Genomic DNA, 19,512 nt, shown 5'->3' with positions numbered 1-19,512 from the left:
CCCCGGGGCCGGACGGGGAGTCAGCAGGCGCCCGCCCCCACCCCGTCGATGCGGCCGCCGAAGTCGCCGAGGTACTGGGAGCGCCAGTCGCCGTTGAAGGTGTCGCGCTTCTCGGTCGGGGACCAGTTGATGAGGCAGGAGCGGGTGGAGGCGACGAAGGAGCCTACGTGGTCGTGGAGGTTGGGCGGCATGTCGCGGTAGCCGCTGCGGGCCGTCCACTCCCAGTAGTCGCCGCCGAAGCCCTCCCCGCTCCAGAAGCACACCGAGCCGTCGGGACAGGAGGGGGCGGCGGCCGCCTGCGCGGAGGCGCTCTGGGCGGGCACCACCAGCGCGGTCAGGGCGAGCGCGGCAGCGAGGGACCAGGCACGAAGCTTCACGGGACTCTCCGTAAAAGGGAGTTGGGACGCCTCGGTGGAACCACCGGGGCGCCCCCATGCTCCTGGGCGATCACACGGACACGCCCGAGTCCAAGATCGGCTTCACCTGTGTGAGCGAAGTAGTAGGACTTGTCGCCGTCCTACCAGATCGCCTCGATCCACTCCGGGTGGTCGATGAACGGGTTCCGGTTGTGCTGGTAGGTGCTGTAGATGACGTCGTTGCGGTTCTCCTCGAAGGAGTCCGGCGGGTCCTCGTCGTTCCACTGCTTGAGGACCGAGAGCTTGCCGATGTACGGGGTGGAGCCGTTGGCGACCTTGTCGTCGGGCTCCAGGTTCGCGAAGCCGTCGTCGCCCTCGTAGCGGACCGCCATGTAGAGGATCATGCGGGCCACGTCGCCCTTGACCGCGTCGCGCGGCTCGAAGGAGTCCGAGTCGGCCTTGCTGCCGCCGCTGTTGGTGAAGGTGGAGCCGCCCTCGTCGAAGTCGAGGTTGCCGCGCTTGCCGTTGACCGCCACGTCCTCGGGACGGATGTGGTGCAGGTCCGTGCCGGGGCCGGTGGAGGTGGTGAGGTCGCCGTGCGAGATCGCCCACACGTGCTCACGGTTCCAGTCGCCGCTGTCACCGCCGTTGAGGGTCTTGCTGCGCGAGATACCCGAGTACAGCAGGATCACGTTGCTGCTGTTGTTCGGGTCCTGGTCGGTCTTCTTCAGGGCGTCCCACAGGGCCGAGTACGACAGCTTCGTGACGTTCGCGCTGATGATCGTGTGCAGGGACGACTTGAGGGTCGTCCCCGTCTTGCCGATCGCGTTCTTGTAGTACGTCGAGTCGTACGCGGTGGTCGTCGCGGCGGCCGGAGTCGCCGTCAGCGCCGGGGCGGTCAGGCCGACCAGAACGGCGGCGGTCGTCAGCGCCACCGACTTCCAGTGCCGTATGCGTGTCGCCAGCATAAAGAGTTTCCCATCTACGCGGGTTGATGAGGCGGCAAGAAGGAGGGTGACATGAACATGAGGACGCTGTGGTGAACGGGACGTAAAAAAAGGCCCCCGACCGTCTGGTCGGGGGCCCCTTCGGGTGTCGGGTTACGTCAGCTGACGTCCGACGGGTCGAGCCGGTAGAGCGTCGAGGTGGACGAAGCGGAGGAAGAAGACGAAGAGGACGAAGAAGAAGACGAAGAAGAAGAGGAGTTGGAGGTCGAGGACGAGCTGTCCGTCGTGCTCGTGCTCTTGCTGTACGCGCTCTCCTTCACCGCCGTCCCGTTCTTCTGCACCCAGCTGGTCACCTCGGAGCTGAGCGTGTTGTTGCCGCCCATGCCCATACCGCCGCCGCCGACCTGGATGTAGTGCAGCTTGCCCGCCTTCACCAGTTCCTTCAGCTTGGCGACGGTCATCGCCTTGTCGGATCCGGTGAAGCCCCACATGGAGATCACGGGCTCCTCGGCGCTCAGCTCGATCTGGGCCGCGGACTGGGAGTTGGAGACCGCGAGCAGCCAGGTGGCGCCGTCCATGTGCTTCTTCAGGTAGGCGATCAGGTCGGTGCTCACACCGCCGCCCATACCGCCGCCGCCCATGCCACCGCCGCCGAAGCCGCCGCGCTGACCGGTGCCGCCCGCCGCCTCGCCGGTCTCGCCGGTGCCGTTCGGCGGGGTGCCGCCCGCCTCGCCGGTGCCGCCGGTACCGCCGGCCGCGCCGCCCGGCAGCTCGCCGTTCGTGCCGCCGGGGAAGCCGCCGCCCGTCTCGCCGCCGGCCTCGGCGTTCTGCCCGCCGCCCGGGAAGCCGCCCCGGTTGCCGCCGCCACCGCCGGGACCGCCGCCGAAGCCGCCGCTGCCCGTCGAGGGGCCGGCCGTCGGGTTCGTACCGCCCATGCCACCGCCGGCGGAGCCGCCGAACGGGTCCGCCGCCGCGTATGCCGTCGGACCGGCCAGCGCCGCGATCACGGCCGCCGCCACCGAGGCCGTGAGGAGACGGGCCCGGTTGCCGGACCGGAAGAGGATCATGCCCACGATGCCGGCCACCGTCAGGACGCCGATCGTCGGCCACAGCCAGGTGTTCCAGTCGGAGGCCCGGCGGAGCAGGACGATCGCCCAGATGCCGGTGACGCCGAAGGCGGCCGGGAGGACCCAGATCCAGCGCTTGTCGGTGCGGAACGCGTGCAGCAGCATCACGCCACCGCCGCCGCACAGCGCCGCGATGCCGGGGGCCAGCGCGGTCGTGTAGTACGGGTGCATGGTGCCCTGCGCGGTCGCGAAGATCACGTAGTGGAGGAGGGTCCAGCCGCCCCACAGGACCAGCGCCATCCGGCGCAGGTCGGTGCGGGGAGCGCGGCCGCACAGCACCAGGCCGCCGATCAGGGCGATCGCGGAGAAGGGGAGCAGCCAGGAGATCTGGCCGCCGAGGATGTCGTTGAACATCCGGCCGAGACCGGCGGAGCCGGAGAAGCCGCCGCCTCCGCCCCCGCCCCCGCCTCCGCCGCCGTTGCCCTCGCCGCCGAAGACGCGGCCGAGACCGTCGTACCCCATGATCAGGTCCCAGGCCGAGCCGTCCGTGGAGCCGCCGATGTAGGGGCGGTCGGAGGCCGGGACCAGGGAGACGGCGATCGCCCACCAGAAGCTGGAGACGGCCAGCACGACCGCGGCGAGCGCCAGGTTGACGATCCGCTTCACCCAGGGGGCCTTCGACGCGTACAGGTAGAGCGCGAAGACGGCCGGGAGCGCGATCCAGCCCGCGAGCAGCTTGGTGTTGAAGGCGAGGCCGAAGCAGGCCGCCGAGCCGAGCAGCGGGAGCAGCCTCTCGTCACGGGTGGCGCGGAACGCGAGCGCCGCGCCCGCGACCATCAGGAAGACGAGGATCGTGTCGGGGTTGTTGTCGCGGTTGATCGCGACGGTGATCGGGGTCAGCGCGAGCACCAGCGCGGCGACGGTCGCCGCGCCGTGCCCCCAGATCCGCTTCACGTTCGCGTGCAGGATCCAGATCGTGCCGAGGCCGGCCGCGACCTGCGGCACCATCATCTGCCAGGTGCCGAAGCCGAAGATCCGGCACGACAGGCTCATGACCATGGTCGCGAACGGCGGTTTGTCGACGGTCAGGAAGTTGCCCGGGTCCAGCGAACCGAAGAACCAGGCCTTCCAGCTCTTCGTACCGGCCCAGATGGCGCCGCTGTAGAAGGTGTTCATGTTGGAACCGGAGAGGCTCCAGGAGTAGAGCACCGCCGCCAGGACCAGGATCGCGATCAGCGCGGGCAGCGACCAGCGCGGTGCCTTGTCCGGCAGGGGAGCCGCGGGGGTCGCCGTGGGCGGCGCCCAGTCGGGGGACACGGTCGTGGGGGGAATGGGATCGGTGGCAGATGTCACCAGCCCACCATGCAGACGGCCGATGGGTGAGGGCTGTGCCGATCCTGGGCGCAGGCTGTGGGTGGATGAGATGTCGGTAAGAGGGCGGCCGGCGCGGGCAACGACCGGTACCCGGCCGCGAACGGCCGCTCCCGCGTACCGCGATCACTCGTTCGGCCACGCGGCACCGGGTGCACCGGGTATGTTCCCCGAGGCCGGGACGGCCGTCGGGGGAAGTCTGTCCGACAGGACGACTACGCTGAGGCAGGAGAGGAGGACAGCGTGCTGCTGAGGTTCCGTGTCGCGAACGTGCGGTCCCTGCGCGACGAGCAGGAGCTGTCCTTCGTGGCGCCCGAGGACAAGGACGAGGAACCGTTTCCGGCCCGTTCCGTGCCCATGGCGGGCAGTCGGTCGGTCGGCGTCTTCCCGCTGATCGGGATCTTCGGCGCCAATGCCTCCGGCAAGTCGAACGTGCTCGCGGCACTCGTGGACATGCGGAGCGCGGTGCTCGACTCCTATGCCCGCTGGGCCTCGTACGACGGCGTTCCGCGCTCGGTCTTCGCGCTCGACCCCAAAGGGAACGAGGAACCGAGTTTTTTCGAAGTGGACCTCCTTCTCGACGAGGTCCGCTGGACATACGGATTCGAGCTGGGCGGCGGCCGCGTCGAAGCCGAATGGCTGCACAGCTACCCGCGCGGACACCGGCAGGTCTGGCTGGACCGGGACGCCTCCCGCGCCGAGGCGTACGACTGGCCGGGAAACCGGGTCAAGGACCGTGCCCAGCTCGCCCGGCGCACCCGCCCCAACGCCCTCTTGCTCTCCACCGCGGGCACCGACAACCACCCGCAGCTGTCGCCTCTCTTCCACTGGTTCCGCCGCAACCTGTGGTTGATCGATCCGGAGGTCGACCGGGAGCAGCGTGAAGCGTTCACCCGCGAGGAACTCTCCGGAGCCCGCGCTCGCCGCATCGAGGACCTCCTGCGCGTGGCCGACCTCGGCATCACCGGGACGGAGCTGGTGGACGACGGCAGAGGCCGGCCGACCGTCAAACTCGTCCATCGCTCGGCCGCCGGGAAGGCTGCCCTCGACTGGCAGAGCGAGTCCCTCGGCACCCGCTCCTGGTTCGCCCTCCTGGGCCCGCTGCTCCTGGCGCTCGACGAGGGTGCCGTACTGCTCGTCGACGAACTGGACGCCAGTCTGCATCCGCGCTTCGCCGCCGAAGTCGTCCGGCTCTTCCACGACCCGTACGCCAACCCCAACGGCGCCCAGCTGGTTTTCACGTCGCACGACCCGACGGTCCTCACCACCCCGAGCGGCGGCCGGCTGCTCGAACCCGGCCAGGTATGGCTGACGGAGAAGGACGCGGACGGGGCGACCGAGCTGTATCCGCTGACCGCGGCGTCCCCGGGGGAGGAAGAGGACCTGATGAAGTCGTACCTGGCGGGGGCCTTCGGCGCTGTTCCGTCCCTTCTGGAAGGCCAGATCGCCCGGCGTCTGCTCGCCGACCGGGAGCAGGGCGGGCCCGAGGCGGGGCAACGCTGATGGGGAAGGCGAAGGGGAAGGAATCGCTGGGCCCCACGCGGAGCCGCGGACGACGCAAGAGGATCGTCCACGTCTTCTCCGAGGGGCAGGTCACGGAACCCTCGTACATTGACATCATCAAGGGGTACGCGCCGACCGTCGACGTGCGGATCGCGAATGCCCACGCCCCCGGCTCCCGGCGCAAGCCCCTCAAACTCGTCGAGGCGGCGGTCGACCTGCTGGACACCGAGCAGCGGGCTGCCAAGCGCAGCGGCCTGGAGAAGAAGTACTGGCCGCAGGTCTGGTGCCTCTTCGACCGGGACCAGCACGAGGGCATCGAGACCGCGTTGAAGCAGGCCCGCGAGGCAGGAGTGAAGGTCGCCTTCTCCCACCCGTGCTTCGAGGTCTGGCGTCTGCTGCACCACAAACCGGTCACCGGCACGTTCGGCGGGGCCTGCGGGCAGGTCGTGACGCGACTGCCCTTCGCCAGGGATCCGAAGGACGGGGCCGACATCAAACTGGTGCTGCCGCACCAGGTCACCGGACGCTATCCGGAAGCCAGGAAACATGCCCTTCAGATGAACGCGCAGCACGGCGACCATGTGGCGCTCGTCAACCGGGACCCGTACACCGATGTCCACGAATTCGTGGAACAGGGACTCGGAATCACCTCGTACTGACACCACTTCAGGCTGTAGGGAGCCGTTCGTGGCCAAGCTCACGCTCGCGCAGTTGGAGCGGCACCTCTTCGCCGCCGCCGACATCGTCCGGGGGACGACGGACGCCTCCCAGAACAAGGACTACATCGTCGGCCTGTTGTTCCTGAAGGGGGCCAACGACGAGTTCGAGGTGGCGCGTGAGGAGATCAAGGCGTACGCGGCCACGGAGCTGGGCCTCACCGGCGAGTCGCTGGCCGACTACCTCGAACAGGAGTCGGCGTACCACGAACGCGACGTGCTCTTCGTACCGAAGATCGCCCGCTGGCCGGAGATATCCTCGGCCACGCGTGACATCGCCGAGGGCCGACTGCGTCCGGCGCTGCGGGCGCTGGAGGGCCAGAACCCCGAGCTCCACGGCCTCTTCAGCCATCTCGACTTCCGCCGGGTCGGCGGACTCGGCGGGTCTTCGGCCGAACGTGCCGATCAGCGGCTGAAGTCGCTCATCGGGCACTTCGACCGCGTGCGGCTGAGCACCCGCGACTTCGAGTTCCCCGACCTGATCGGCGCCGCGTACGAGTACCTCATCAAGGCGTTCGCGGACGGGGGAGGCCGCTCCGGCGGCGAGTTCTACACACCGCGCCCGGTGGTCCGCATGATGGTGGACCTGTTGCGACCCGAGCCGGGCACGCGGATCTACGACCCGTGTGTCGGCTCGGGCGGCATGCTCGTCTCCGCCAAGGAGTACGTGGAGGAGCACGGTGGCGACGCCTCGGACATGTTCTTCGCCGGCCAGGACGCCAACAGCGGCTCCGCGGCGACGGCGACGGTGAACCTGGTCCTCCACGGGGTGCGCCGATTCGACCTCCGCACCGGGGACACCCTCACCGCACCGGCACATGTACCGGCCTCGGACGCGGACCGGTTCGACGGAGTGCTCAGCAATCCGCCGTTCTCGGTGGACTACTCGCTGAGCGACCTCGCCTACCGGGAGGAGCGCACGGCGTACGGGGTGACGGGCGAGCGGGGCAAGGCGGACCTGATGTTCGTCCAGCACATGCTGTGGGAGGCCCGGCGGGAGGGCCGGGGCGGCATGGTCGTCACGGTCATGCCGCACGGTGTGCTGTTCCGCGGCGGCGGGGAACGGACGATCCGTACGAAGCTGCTGGACGACGACACGATCGAGGCGGTGATCGGCCTCGCCCCGAACCTCTTCCACAGCACCGGCATCCCCGTCTGCGTCCTGGTGCTGCGCCCGCCGGGAAAGAAGGACCCGGCGCGGGCGGGCAAGGTTCTGTTCATCAACGCGGACCGCGAATTCCTCGCGGAGCGTGCGCAGAACGTGCTGCTGGCCGAGCAGTCCGAGAAGATCACGTCCGTCTTCCACGAGTTCGCGGAGGTGCCCGGCTTCTCGCGCCTGGTCGGTCGTGAGGAACTACGGGAGAACGACGACAACCTCACCGTCCGCCGTTATGTGGACAACACGCCGCCTCCGGAGCCGCAGGACGTGCGGGCACATCTGATGGGCGGTGTGCCACGCGCGGAGATCGAGGCGAAGCGGGAACTGCTCGGCGCTTATGGGATAGCGCCGACCGACCTCTTCGACGAGCGCATACCCGCCGACCCGGAGTACGTCGACTTCCTGCCGAAGGGACAGCGGCCGGACACCGACTGGTTCGCCGACCTGGCCCACCCCCGCGAGCAGCGGTTCGGTGTGGCCTTCACCGAGTGGTGGGAGGCGGAGGCCCCGCGCCTGGAGGCACTTGCCACGGCCGCCGAGGGACCGACGGGCATGCCGCCGTCTCAGCGCAGGGCGGCCTTGTGGGCTGCGCGGGAGTCGCTGGTCTACTCCTTCGTGTCACACCTCGGCGAAGTCGGGCTCGTCGACCGGTCCGCACTCACGGGCGCGGTGACCGAGTGGTGGCGCGAGGCCAGGTACGACCTGCTGGTGCTCGCCGAGAGAGGGTTCGCGGGGGTACTCGACGGCTGGGTCGCGGACGTCGAGACACAGCTCGCGCCCGAACTCGACCCGAGGACCGGTGGGCTACGCCGGCCGACGGCGGGGGAGCGGCGTGCGGCGTACCAGCACAAGCTCGTGGCAGCCATCGCCCCGGACTTTCTGGCGGAGCTGGCGGCGGCGGAAGCGCGGAGGACCGAACTCGACGAACGCTGGCAGGAGCTCAAGGCCCGGCCGAACGATGCCGGTCAGGACGACGGCGAGAGCGGCAGCGGCTCCTCCACTGCGGAGACGGCGGCGGTGGAGGAGGAGCAGCGAGCGGCACTGGCTCGGTGGAAACGTGAGCGTACGGGGACCACCGCCTTGGTCAAGCGCCTCGAAGACAGTGCACAGGCGCGCCTCATCGGTGCCCGTACCGCTCTGGCCGCCGATCACCAGGAGCGCCGGGCGGTACTCGACATCCTTCGCGACGGGCTGCGGAGCAAGCTCGACGACCTTCTGCGGAACCGGCGCCGGGAACTGGTCCGTGCCTACGAGAACTGGTGGGAGAAGTACGGGCTCTCCTTCCGGGAGATCGAGCAGCAGCTGAAGGGGCCGGCGGAGGCCGTTGCTACCCCGAGTTACCCCTGGTCCCGGCGGAGCGCATGGGAGGTCATGGCGGACGGCATACACCTCCTCACCGACCGGAACGCGACCGCCGGTGTGGTCCACTCCCTGATCGAGGCCGAGAAGGAAGTCGAAGGGGACCTCGCCAAACTGGATGTCGACGAACTGCTCGCGCTGCTCACGGCAGTCGGCTCGGACGGACCGGGCCAGGCGCAGCGCCGACCGCTGCGCGAGGTGGTCGACTCGGTACGGTCCGGCGTCGCCACCACCACGGAGAGCCGTCCCGGGGTACCGGTCCTCCGCGCGGCCGACCTGACCGAACGCGCCCTTGCGTTGCCCGGCTGGCGAACCGCCGAATCCGGACCTGCACCGGATCAGGAAAGGCCGCCTACGGCATTGCGCCCAGGGGATGTCCTGTTCGCTCCCGTGGACGCGGCGGGACGGACATTCCGCGCCGCCGTATGGCGAGGCGAACGCGGGCAGGCGACCTACGGTCCCAGCGTCCTGTGCATCAGGCCCGACGCCGACCGGCTGTCCGCCGATTATCTGGTCGCGTGGCTGATGCTGCCCGAAGCCCAGGAACGCGTCTACACGGTGGCACGGTCGGATGGCGGCCTGCGCCTTGTGAACGCGGTGCATCCGGCCCGGTTGCTCGACGTGGAGGTGCACGTGCCGAGCTTGGCGGCCCAGAAGGCATTCGACGAACGTATGGCCGCACTGGTCCGGGAGAAGGCGGTACGCCAGGCCCAGCTCGCGAAGCTCCGCCTGGTGAAGGGCATCCTGGTGGACAACCTCACCGGGATCGCCCGCGCTTGACCGCCTCGCAGGCGCGGGCCCACATGTCGTCGGGCCCGCGCCGTGTCATCGGCTGGGCGGCCTCGGTCAGGGACGGACCGACAGCCGGTAGAACCGGGTCGTCTGGGCCGCGTTCTGGTTGTCGTCGCTGACCAGGAGGACCTTGTACGCGCCCTTGGAGCGGCCCGTGACCACCATGCCCTCGATGTTGTCGAGGAGCGGGTTGGGCTGCGGCTGCTTGGCCGTGGCGCCCAGGGTCGGGCAGGTCGCTATGTCCGTGAGCAGGGTCTTCCTGATCAGCCGTACGCCGGCCTGCCCGGTGAGGTTCGTGATGCCGCTGGTGTCGGTGGCGTGCCGCGGGTCGGCCAGGAAGAGACGGACGGTGTTGCCGACGCCCGCGGTGAAGCCGCGTTCCAGGACGAGCAGGCGGCCGTCGGGCAGCGCCTGGACCTCGGGGACGCCGAGGATCGGGTCGTCGGTGCGGTAGGCGTACTGGGCCGACAGCCTGAAGTGGTCGCCCTTGGTGCGCTGCCAGGTCTGGAAGCGGACGATCCCGGCGGTGTCGCCGGAGAGGGCGTACTCCATGGAGGCCAGCAGGGTGCGGCCGCCGTTCAGGAGGGTCAGGCCCTCGAAGGTCTGGTTGGTGGTGGCCCGCCCGGCGGGGGACACCAGCAGCGACGACGGCACGGGGAGGCGGTCCAGGATCGTGCCGTCCACCGAGTAGCGGCGGATCGACGGCTCGGTCTCGGAGGTGACCAGCCGGGTGCCGTCGCGGTCCACGACCAGGCCCTCGGAGTCCAGCGCGGCGCCGTTCTCGTCGGCGAGCTGGACGACCTTCTTCGGCGCCGGCGTCTTCGCGTCGAGGTCGAAGAGCGAGGAGCGGTCGGAGAGGGCGGCCAGGGAGCCGTGCCGGTCCAGGGCGAGCGCGGAGAAGTTGCCGACGAAGGTGCCGTCGAAGGTCGTCTTGTCGAGGGCGTCGGAGAAGCCGTCGATGGAGACGGAGGACGAACAGGCGTTGCTGGTGGCCGCGTTGGCGGGTCCGGCGGCGGACAGACAGGTGGCCGCCGCCAGGCCGGCGGTGACGGTGGCGAGTACGGTTCGCAGGCGCATGGCCGTCACCGTAAGGCGGATCGGTGAAGGGCGGGAGACCCGCTCATGAAAGGTCGGGGCACGGCCGGAGCGCGCGCCGGCCATGCCCCGGGCACGCTCAACTCGCGGCCAGGTCCTTGTGGATGGCCTTCGCGATGCCCTGGATCGTGGTGATCCCGTAGTTCATGGTGCTGTTGTCGTGGGTCAGCACGGTCATCATGTAGTCGTGGCCGCCGCCCTTGAAGGTGCCGAGGCTGTGCACCCGCCAGCCGTGCGTGGAGCGCGACAGCCAGCCGTTCTTGACGTGCACGGAGACCCCGGACGGGACGCCGTACGGGGTGCCCCAGCGCTGGGACGAGATGACCTGCCCCATCAGCTTCTGGATGTACGCCCGTGAGTTGTCGCTCAGGACGGTGTTCTTGGCGGTGATCATGGCGAGCAGCCGCTGCTCGTCGTGGACGTCGATCTGGGTGAGACCCCAGTAGCCGTTGGCGCCCGGGGTGGTCTGGGTCATCCCGGCGGCCGTCAGGAACGCCTTGATCTTCGTCAGGCCGAGCTGCTTCCACAGTTTCGTGGTCGCGTCGTTGTCCGACTTGGTGATCATGGCCTTGGCCAGCGACTGCTCGGTGGTCGTCAGGTAGCGGTTGTGCTTCTTGGCGTCCCACAGCAGCGTGGCCAGCACGGTCACCTTCACGGTGCTCGCCGAGTCGTAGTGGGTGGTGGCACGGAGCGTGCACGTGGTCTTCGTGGACCGGTCGTAGAGCCCGACGGCGATGGTCCCCTTGCGGTTCGCCATCGCCGCGGTGATGTCCTTCTTCAGCTTCGCGGCCAGGCCCGCCTTCGCGGACGTGCAGCTGACGGTGGGAGCGGCTGCCGAGGCGGGCGCGGCCACCCCCGCGGTGAACGCGGCCCCGCCTGCGATCGCCACCAGCACCTTGGCGCGTCTGGATATCCGGTGTGTCATACCCGGATTGACTCGTGAGTTCGCACGAATGGTTGTACGGGCGGGGGAGGGTTTGACTAGTCGTTACCGGCGCGCCGACGGCGGAGGCACCGGCTACCACGGCCACCACAGCCACCACGGCCGTCGCGGCCGTGCCGTCGGGGTCAGAGGTCGAGGACGGCCTCGGTGGCCGGGGTGCTGCAGCAGACGAGGACGGTGCCGGGCTCGGGGAGTTCGAGCGGCGGGGTGGTGTAGACGACGTCGCCGGTCACCAGCGGGGTGACACAGGTGTGGCAGACGCCGGTGCGGCACGACCAGCGGGTGGGGACGTCGCAGGCTTCGGCGAGTTCGAGGAGCGAGGCGTGGGCGGGTGACCACGGGGCGGTGACGCCGCTGCGGGCGAAGGTGACGAGCGGGCCGGGGCCCGGCGCACCGGAGGGCTGGTGCGGCCGGACCGCGGCGGTGGGGGCGATGCCCGGGTTGATGGCGGTGAGCGCGCTGAACCGTTCCGTGTGGATCCGCTCGGGGCGCAGACCGCGGTCGCGCATCAGGGCGCCGAAGGCGTCCATGAAGGCGGTCGGTCCGCAGAGATAGGCGTCGGCGTCGGCCGGGATCCCCAGGGCGGCGAGCGAGACGGCGGTCGGGCGGCCCCGGGTGACACCGTCCTCGCCGGGGCGGGGGCCGTCGGCCGTGTAGTAGAGGTGCTCGTGGGCGTCGGGGAGCCGGGCGAGAAGGGCCCGGGCCTCGGCCGCGAAGGCGTGGTGGGCGCGGTCGTGGGCGGTGTGGAGCCACCACAGGGGACGCGGGTCCCGGGCCGCGGCGAGCCGGTGGAGCATGGCGAGCACGGGAGTGACGCCGATGCCGGCGGAGGCGAGGACGACCGGGCCGGTGCCTTCTTCGAGCACGAACGTGCCGCGCGGGGCGGCGACGTCCACGACGTCCCCGGCGCGGAGCCCGGCGTGGATGTAGCCGCTGACCTTCCCGTGGGGCTCGTGCTTGACGCTGATCCGGTAGCTGCCGGTCGCGGGCGGCGCCGAGGACAGCGAGTAGCTGCGTACCTCGTGGGCGGCCGCGCCGGCGGCGGGACGGACGGAGAGGTACTGGCCCGGGCGGGCCGCCGGCAGCGGGGTGCCGTCGACGGTGTCGAGGTAGACGGAGGAGATGTCGGCGGTCTCGCGGACGATACGGGCGACCCGCAGGGGCCGGAAGCCCGGCCACCCCGGCTGGTCCGCGGGCTGCCCGGCGGCGGCGAGCTCCCGGAAGGACTGCTGCCATCCGGGGCTGAGGGCGGGGATGTCCAGCGCGGTGCGCAGCTTCGCGGGGTCGCGGCCGGGGAGGTAGAGCAGCGCGTCGGTGTCGGCGACGCTGAGTTCTCCCGGCCCCTTGCGGGTGAGGGTGATCTCGTCGCCGGCCCGGACGTGTCCCTCGGTGAGCACCCGCAGGTAGAAGCCGGGGCGGTGGTGGGCGACCAGAAGGGCGGCCATGGTGGGCTCGCCCAGGCGCATGCCGACCCGATAGCAGGTGACGCGCGGCTGGGTGACCTCGAACTCCGCCTCGCCGATCCGGTACCGGTCGCCGATGCACACCTCGTCGTCGGGCAGGCCGTCGACGGTGAAGTTCTCCCCGAAGATCCCGAAGGTCAGGTCGTCGCGGCCGAGCTGCCGCTGCCAGTACCGGTAGGAGTCCAGCTGGTAGACGAGCACGGCCCGGATCTCGCCGCCGTGCCCGGCCAGGTCGCCCTGGCCGTCTCCCTCGATGTTCAGCCGCCGCACCATGCGGCGGCCGGACACGGGCGCCTTCCACGCTCCGGTGCGGACGGTCCGCCCCTGCCAGGGCACATCCTTCGGCAGCCCCACGTTGACGGACAGCAACGTCCCCATGGCGACCTCCCGCGCGCACCCGGCCGTCAAGGCCCTCCTGGTCATGCATCCTGCTGCCTCCCCCCGGATTCCGCGAACGCAGGACAGCCACGGGGCCGGGCCCGGCCGGCCGGAGGGGCTGCGGCCCAGGTCCGTGGACCGAGGCGCCCGCGACGAGCGACCGGGGCGCCCTGCGACCACCGACCGGGAATTGTTGCGGAGGGATGAAATCCGGTTCCGTCCGTGTTGTGGTCATGCGGAAGAAGAGGGCGAACGGGAGGCACCGCGTGGCAGCGCAACAGGGGGAGCGACAGGGCTGGGCGCGCAGGCTGGCGGGGTATGCCTGGCGGCATCCCCGGTACGTCGTACTCGCGCTCGGGTCCTCGCTGGCCGGCATGGCCGTACTGGCGTTCGTACCCCTCATCACCAAGGTGATCATCGACGACGTGATCGGTGACCACAGCCGGGCCATGGGGCCCTGGGCGGGCGCGCTGATCGGCGCCGCCGTCCTCGTCTACGCGACCACCTACGTCCGCCGCTACTACGGCGGACGGCTCGCCCTCGACGTCCAGCACGACCTGCGGACCGAGATGTACGGCACCATCACCCGGCTCGACGGACGGCGGCAGGACGAGCTGTCCACCGGCCAGGTGGTCGGCCGCGCCACCAGCGACCTCCAGCTGATCCAGGGCCTGCTCTTCATGCTGCCGATGACCATCGGCAACGTCCTCCTCTTCCTGATCTCCCTCGGCATCATGGCCTGGCTGTCGCCGCCGCTCACCCTGGTCGCCCTCGCCGTCGCCCCGGCCCTGTACTGGATCGCCAAGCGCAGCCGCGGCAAGCTCCACCCCGCCACCTGGTACGCCCAGGCCCAGGCCGCCGCCGTCGCCGGCGTGGTCGACGGTGCCGTGAGCGGCGTCCGCGTGGTCAAGGGCTTCGGGCAGGAGGAGCAGGAGACCGGCAAGCTCCGGGAGGTCGGCCGCAGGCTCTTCGCCGGGCGGCTGCGCACCATACGGCTGAACAGCAGGTTCACCCCGGCCCTGCAGTCCGTCCCGGCCCTCGGCCAGGTCGCCATGCTGGCGCTCGGCGGCTGGCTGGCGGTCCGCGGTCACATCACGCTGGGCACCTTCGTCGCCTTCTCCTCCTACCTCGCCCAGCTGGTCGGCCCGGTCCGGATGCTCGCCGTGGTCCTCACCGTCGGCCAGCAGGCCCGCGCCGGCACCGAACGCGTCCTGGAGCTGATCGACACCGAGCCGACCCTGAAGGAGGGCACGAAAACCCTCCCGGCCGACGCGCCCGCGACCGTCGAGTTCGACGACGTGTCCTTCGGGTACGAACACGAGCGCCCTGTGCTCCGAGGGCTCAGCTTCGAGATCCGGCCGGGCGAGACCCTCGCCGTCGTCGGCTCCTCCGGCTCCGGCAAGTCCACCGTCTCCCTGCTCCTGCCGCGCTTCTACGACGTCACCCACGGCGCCGTGCTGGTCGGCGGCCACGACGTCCGCGAGCTGACCTCCGACTCGCTGCGGGCCGCCATCGGCCTGGTACCGGAGGACTCCTTCCTCTTCTCCGACACGGTCCGGAACAACATCGCCTACGGCCGCCCCGACGCGACCGACGAGGAGATCCTGGAAGCCGCCCGGGCCGCCCAGGCGGACCGTTTCATCGCCGAGCTGCCCGAGGGCTACGCCACCAAGGTCGGCGAGCAGGGCCTCACCCTCTCCGGCGGCCAGCGCCAGCGCGTCGCCCTCGCCCGCGCCCTGCTGACCGACCCCCGCCTGCTCGTCCTCGACGACGCCACCTCGGCCGTCGACGCCCGCGTGGAGCACGAGATCCACGAGGCGCTCAAACACGTCATGCGCGGCCGCACGACCCTCCTCATCGCGCACCGCCGCTCCACCCTCAACCTCGCCGACCGCATCGCCGTCCTGGACGGCGGCCGGCTCGCCGACATCGGCACCCACGAGGAGCTCCAGGAGCGGTCCGCCCTCTACCGCCGGCTGCTCACCGACCCCGACGAGCTGGGCGGGGTCTCGCCGGGCCACGCCCTCCCGGAGATCCCGCACGAGGACACCACGGTCCGGGACGAGCTGGACGCCGAGTTCGACGCCGAGCGAGGCGTGACCCCGCGCCTGTGGACCGGCGACCGTACGCCCAGGGACCTCGCCCTCGCCGGCACCCCGGCCACCCCCGAACTCCTCGCCCAGGTCGACGCGCTGCCCCCGGCCACCGACACCCCCGGCATCGACGAGGCCCGGGCCGTACGCCCCGAGGACTCCTACGGTCTGCGCCGGCTGCTGCGCGGCTTCGGGCGGCCGCTGCTCGTCAGCCTCGCCCTGGTCGCCGTGGACGCCGGCATGGGCTTGCTGCTGCCGGTGCTGATCCGGCACGGCATCGACCAGGGCGTCACCAAGATGGCGCTCGGCGCGGTCTGGGCGGCCTCGCTCCTCGGCCTGTTCGCGGTCCTGGCCCAGTGGGCGGCCCAGATCGGCGAGACCCGGATGACCGGCCGTACCGGCGAACGCGTCCTCTACTCGCTCCGGCTGAAGATCTTCGCCCAGCTCCAGCGGCTCGGTCTCGACTACTACGAGCGGGAGCTGACCGGCCGGATCATGACCCGGATGACGACCGACGTCGACGCGCTCTCGACCTTCCTGCAGACCGGGCTGGTCACCGCCTTCGTCTCCGTCGTCACCTTCTTCGGCATCATGGTCGTCCTGCTGGTGATCGACGTGCAGCTCGCGCTGGTCGTCTTCGCCACCCTGGTCCCGCTGATCGTCGCGACCTTCTTCTTCCGCCGGGCCAGCGTGAAGGCGTACGAACTCGCCCGTGAGCGGGTGTCGGTGGTCAACGCCGACCTCCAGGAGTCGGTGTCGGGCCTCAGGATCGTGCAGGCCTTCCGGCGCGAGGGGGACAGCGGACGCCGTTTCACCGAGCGCAGCGAGAGCTACCGCAGGGCCCGTATCCGGGGCCAGTGGCTGATCTCGGTCTACTTCCCGTTCGTCCAGCTGCTGTCGTCGGTGGCCGCGGCCGGCGTGCTGATGGCGGGCGCCCACCGGGTGGAGGCGGCCACCCTCACCACCGGTGCCCTGGTCGCCTACCTCCTCTACATCGACCTGTTCTTCGCACCCGTCCAGCAGCTCTCCCAGGTCTTCGACGGCTACCAGCAGGCCACCGTCTCCCTCGGCCGTATCCAGGAACTGCTCCGCGAGCAGACGTCGACGCGGGCCGCGGACCAGCCGCTGGAGGTGCCCGAACTCCGCGGCGAGATCGCCTTCGAGGGCGTGCGCTTCGCGTACGGCGCCGGCGACGAGGGCGACGCGGCCCTGGGCGGTATCGACCTGACGATCCCCGCCGGGCAGACGGTCGCCTTCGTCGGCGAGACCGGCGCCGGCAAGTCGACCCTCGTCAAGCTGGTCGCGCGGTTCTACGACCCGACGGGCGGCCGGGTGACCGTCGACGGCAGGGATCTGCGCACCCTCGACCTCACCTCCTACCGGCACCGGCTCGGAGTGGTCCCGCAGGAGGCGTACCTCTTCCAGGGGACCGTCCGGGACGCCATCGCCTACGGCCGCCCGGACGCCACCGACGCCGAGGTGGAGGCGGCGGCCCGCGCGGTCGGCGCCCACGAGATGATCGCCACCCTCGACGGCGGCTACCTCCACGAGGTGGCCGAGCGCGGCCGCAACCTCTCGGCGGGCCAGCGCCAGCTGATCGCCCTCGCCCGCGCGGAGCTCGTCGACCCCGACGTGCTGCTCCTCGACGAGGCGACGGCAGCCCTCGACCTGGCGACGGAGGCCCAGGTCAACATCGCCACCGACCGCCTCGCGGGCCGTCGTACCACCCTGGTCGTCGCGCACCGGCTGACCACCGCGGCCCGCGCCGACCGGGTGGTGGTCATGGACCACGGCCGGGTCGCCGAGGACGGCACCCACGACGAACTCCTCGCCCGCGACGGCCGCTACGCCGAACTGTGGCGCACCTTCATCGGCCAGTCCGAGGAACCGGAGGAACCGGTCGGCGCCACCCGCTGAGCCACCGGCGTCCTGACCTGACGTGATCCAGGGCGGGTGATCGGGCCGCTGACGGTCGTGCAACCATCCGACATATGTCGTGCGTCCGTACATCAGTACGGTCATGGCTGGGGCACAGCTGCGGTGCGGGAGGGGACGACTGTGAACAGTGGTGCGATACGGCGGCGGCTGGCACTCGGTGTGGCCGTGCTGGCCGCCTCCGGGGCGCTCGCCCTCGTGGCACCGGCCGAGGCCCAGGCCGTGACGGCGGGCAACTGCGCCGGACGCCAGGTGCGGACCCTGCCCTTCGCCACCGGCACCGTGCACATCTACCGGCAGGGCGGCTACGTCTGCGCGATCACGCTCCCCAAGACGTCCGGCGGCAAGCGCATGATGTCCGTCAGCGTCCAGGCCCGCGGCAACCGCCCGGTCGTCGACAAAGGCAGATACCGGTACCACGCGGGCCCGGTGACCGTGCACGCCGGACACCGGTGTGTCTGGGTGAAGGGCGCGGTGGGCCGCGGCTCGGTGAGTTCCGGCTGGATTCTGTGCTGAACGCCCTTACGCCCCTTCAATCCCCCCTGGTGTGACGGCAGTTGCTCCGATAGCTTCCGGCGCACATCTGTCACACAGATTCCCAGGGGAGTGCGCATGCGCAAGGCGCTCAGATGGCTGCTCGCGCTCACGGTGCTGATAGGCACGTTGAGCATGGCCGGGTCGGCCACCGCCGCCGAGCCGGAGGCCGACATCAAGGACCGGCTGCTGGCGATACCGGGTATGAGCCTGATCCAGGAGAAGCCGTACCCCGGCTACCGCTACTTCGTCCTGAACTACACCCAGCCGGTCGACCACCGCCATCCGGACCGCGGCACCTTCCAGCAGCGGATCACCGTGCTGCACAAGGACGTCAGCCGGCCGACGGTCTTCTACACCGGCGGCTACAACGTCTCCACGACCCCGAGCCGCCGCGAGCCGACCCAGATCGTGGACGGCAATCAGGTCTCCATGGAGTACCGCTTCTTCACCCCGTCCCGTCCCGCCCCGGCCGACTGGACCAAGCTGGACATCTGGCAGGCGGCCAGTGACCAGCACCGCATCTTCAAGGCGCTGAAGAAGATCTACACCAGGAACTGGATCTCCACGGGCGGTTCGAAGGGCGGCATGACCGCCACGTACTACGAGCGCTTCTACCCGCGGGACATGGACGGTGTGGTCGCGTACGTCGCCCCGAACGACGTCGTGAACGACGAGGACTCGGCCTACGACCGCTTCTTCGAGAACGTCGGAACCGAGGAGTGCCGCAAGCGGCTGGACGCGGTGCAGCGCGAGGCGCTGGTGCGCCGGGAGCCACTGGAGAAGAAGTACCAGGCGGTCGCCGCCGAGAACGGGTACACCTTCGACACCGTCGGCGGCCTGGACCGCGCCTACGAGGCCGTCGTCCTCGACTACGTCTGGGGCTTCTGGCAGTACAGCCTGCTGTCCGACTGCGGCACGATCCCGGCGGACGCGGCGACCGCGACCGACGACGAGATCTGGGACTCGGTCGACACGATCTCCGGCTTCTCCGCCTACACGGACCAGGGCCTGGAGCCGTACACCCCCTACTACTACCAGGCGGGCACCCAACTCGGCGCGCCCACCATCGAGTTCCCGTACATCGAGAAGAAGTACATCCGCTACGGCTATCAGCCGCCCCGGAACTTCGTGCCCCGCTCGATCCCGATGCGGTTCCAGCCGCACGCCATGCGGGACGTCGACTCCTGGGTGAAGCACCACGCCCACCACATGCTCTTCGTGTACGGCCAGAACGACCCGTGGGGAGCGGAGCGCTTCCGCGTCGGCAGGGGCTCGAAGGACTCGTACGTCCTCACCGCGCCCGGCCTCAACCACGGCGCCAACGTCGCCGGCCTGGTCGCCGACGAGAAGTCCCTCGCCACCGCCCGCATCCTGGACTGGGCGGGTCTGCCGGCCGCCACCGTGACGGCGGCGAAGCCGCTCGCGAGGTACGACGCGAAACTGGACGTCCGTGACGTGGAGCGCGAACCCGCGCTGCGACCGTGACGCCTTGGCACTGAATCGGCGCTGAACCGACGACTCCGGTGCGTCCCCCGTGTGCGGGGTGACGCACCGGAGTTCGATGTCCACCCATCGAGACTCGGATCTCGCCCGTAACTGGCGATGTGTATAGTCCCGCCCCATGGAATCCGGTGTCGAGCTCGTGAAGCGCGCCCACGTCGACCTGCTCAGGGTCGCCGCGTCGCTGTGTAGCTGACCCCGCGCGCCGTCCTCCGGCGCCTTTCTCCACTTTTCTCCCCTTCCTCGTCGTTCCGGTACGCCCTTGCGGTCCACCGCCTTTGGCGTGATTCAACGTTGC

Annotated in this window: 13 protein-coding genes; 7 read left to right on the top strand and 6 right to left on the bottom strand. The window is 70.4% G+C overall.

Translation table 11 applies throughout. The features are described from left to right. Window positions 1–20: 20 nt before the first annotated feature. The 3 genes from ACFWXC_RS12755 to ACFWXC_RS12745 all read right to left on the bottom strand — a co-directional run bounded on the left by ACFWXC_RS12755 (window position 21) and on the right by ACFWXC_RS12745 (window position 3,723). Window positions 21–377 (bottom strand): peptidase inhibitor family I36 protein, encoded by a 357-nt coding sequence (locus ACFWXC_RS12755; RefSeq protein ID WP_384477422.1) that lies wholly within the window; start codon window positions 375–377, stop codon window positions 21–23. Window positions 378–517: 140 nt separating this feature from the next. Next, window positions 518–1,324 (bottom strand): endonuclease I family protein, encoded by an 807-nt coding sequence (locus tag ACFWXC_RS12750; RefSeq protein WP_384477419.1) that lies wholly within the window; start codon window positions 1,322–1,324, stop codon window positions 518–520. Between the two features lie 137 nt (window positions 1,325–1,461). Next, window positions 1,462–3,723 (bottom strand): ArnT family glycosyltransferase, encoded by a 2,262-nt coding sequence (locus ACFWXC_RS12745; RefSeq protein ID WP_384477416.1) that lies wholly within the window; start codon window positions 3,721–3,723, stop codon window positions 1,462–1,464. Between the two features lie 261 nt (window positions 3,724–3,984). Between ACFWXC_RS12745 and ACFWXC_RS12740 the strand changes: the two genes are divergently transcribed. The 3 genes from ACFWXC_RS12740 to ACFWXC_RS12730 are packed head-to-tail and all read left to right on the top strand — an operon-like array spanning window position 3,985 to window position 9,258. Next, the gene (locus tag ACFWXC_RS12740) at window positions 3,985–5,244 is read left to right on the top strand and encodes an ATP/GTP-binding protein (protein ID WP_384477413.1); all 1,260 of its coding nucleotides are present in this window, start codon (window positions 3,985–3,987) and stop codon (window positions 5,242–5,244) included. Continuing rightward, window positions 5,244–5,903: an RloB family protein gene (locus ACFWXC_RS12735; protein ID WP_384477410.1), complete on the top strand. Its 660-nt coding sequence runs from the start codon at window positions 5,244–5,246 to the stop codon at window positions 5,901–5,903. The genes ACFWXC_RS12740 and ACFWXC_RS12735 overlap by 1 nt, the downstream gene beginning before the upstream one ends. Window positions 5,904–5,931: 28 nt before the next feature. Beyond that, complete coding sequence (locus tag ACFWXC_RS12730; protein WP_384477407.1) at window positions 5,932–9,258, top strand: N-6 DNA methylase; 3,327 nt, start codon at window positions 5,932–5,934, stop codon at window positions 9,256–9,258. A gap of 66 nt (window positions 9,259–9,324) precedes the next feature. Here ACFWXC_RS12730 and ACFWXC_RS12725 read toward each other — a convergent pair whose 3' ends face one another. From ACFWXC_RS12725 to ACFWXC_RS12715, 3 genes are all read right to left on the bottom strand, one after another. Continuing rightward, the gene (locus ACFWXC_RS12725; RefSeq protein WP_384477404.1) at window positions 9,325–10,347 is read right to left on the bottom strand and encodes an esterase-like activity of phytase family protein; all 1,023 of its coding nucleotides are present in this window, start codon (window positions 10,345–10,347) and stop codon (window positions 9,325–9,327) included. A gap of 97 nt (window positions 10,348–10,444) precedes the next feature. Continuing rightward, window positions 10,445–11,290, bottom strand: a complete 846-nt coding sequence (locus ACFWXC_RS12720; RefSeq protein ID WP_384477401.1) for a serine hydrolase — start codon at window positions 11,288–11,290, stop codon at window positions 10,445–10,447. 143 nt (window positions 11,291–11,433) lie between these two features. Further along, window positions 11,434–13,149, bottom strand: coding sequence for an MOSC domain-containing protein (locus tag ACFWXC_RS12715; RefSeq protein ID WP_384477891.1), 1,716 nt, complete (start codon window positions 13,147–13,149; stop codon window positions 11,434–11,436). A 266-nt stretch (window positions 13,150–13,415) separates the two neighbouring features. Between ACFWXC_RS12715 and ACFWXC_RS12710 the strand changes: the two genes are divergently transcribed. The 4 genes from ACFWXC_RS12710 to ACFWXC_RS12695 all read left to right on the top strand — a co-directional run bounded on the left by ACFWXC_RS12710 (window position 13,416) and on the right by ACFWXC_RS12695 (window position 19,410). After that, window positions 13,416–17,159: an ABC transporter ATP-binding protein gene (locus ACFWXC_RS12710; RefSeq protein WP_384477398.1), complete on the top strand. Its 3,744-nt coding sequence runs from the start codon at window positions 13,416–13,418 to the stop codon at window positions 17,157–17,159. Window positions 17,160–17,300: 141 nt separating this feature from the next. Further along, complete coding sequence (locus ACFWXC_RS12705) at window positions 17,301–17,693, top strand: hypothetical protein (protein ID WP_384477396.1); 393 nt, start codon at window positions 17,301–17,303, stop codon at window positions 17,691–17,693. Window positions 17,694–17,789: 96 nt separating this feature from the next. After that, on the top strand, window positions 17,790–19,199 hold the full coding sequence (locus ACFWXC_RS12700) for a S28 family serine protease (RefSeq protein ID WP_384477393.1): 1,410 nt from the start codon (window positions 17,790–17,792) through the stop codon (window positions 19,197–19,199). 136 nt (window positions 19,200–19,335) lie between these two features. Next, the gene (locus tag ACFWXC_RS12695) at window positions 19,336–19,410 is read left to right on the top strand and encodes a putative leader peptide (RefSeq protein ID WP_350780434.1); all 75 of its coding nucleotides are present in this window, start codon (window positions 19,336–19,338) and stop codon (window positions 19,408–19,410) included. The last annotated feature ends 102 nt before the right edge of the window (window positions 19,411–19,512 follow it).

It is taken from the genome of Streptomyces sp. NPDC058683 (genome assembly GCF_042716195.1).
In the GTDB taxonomy this organism is placed as follows: Bacteria; Actinomycetota; Actinomycetes; order Streptomycetales; family Streptomycetaceae; genus Streptomyces.
Note: the sequence above shows the minus strand (reverse complement) of the source record. Positions and strands in the feature narration are given on the sequence as shown.

Bases quoted from the DNA above. Each gene is read 5' to 3' on its own strand.
- ACFWXC_RS12735 (WP_384477410.1), top strand. From the start codon at position 5,244: ATGGGGAAGGCGAAGGGGAAGGAATCGCTGGGCCCCACGCGGAGCCGC.
- ACFWXC_RS12750 (WP_384477419.1), bottom strand. From the start codon at position 1,324: ATGCTGGCGACACGCATACGGCACTGGAAGTCGGTGGCGCTGACGACC.
- ACFWXC_RS12700 (WP_384477393.1), top strand. From the start codon at position 17,790: ATGCGCAAGGCGCTCAGATGGCTGCTCGCGCTCACGGTGCTGATAGGC.
- ACFWXC_RS12715 (WP_384477891.1), bottom strand. From the start codon at position 13,149: ATGGGGACGTTGCTGTCCGTCAACGTGGGGCTGCCGAAGGATGTGCCC.
- ACFWXC_RS12720 (WP_384477401.1), bottom strand. From the start codon at position 11,290: ATGACACACCGGATATCCAGACGCGCCAAGGTGCTGGTGGCGATCGCA.
- ACFWXC_RS12725 (WP_384477404.1), bottom strand. From the start codon at position 10,347: ATGCGCCTGCGAACCGTACTCGCCACCGTCACCGCCGGCCTGGCGGCG.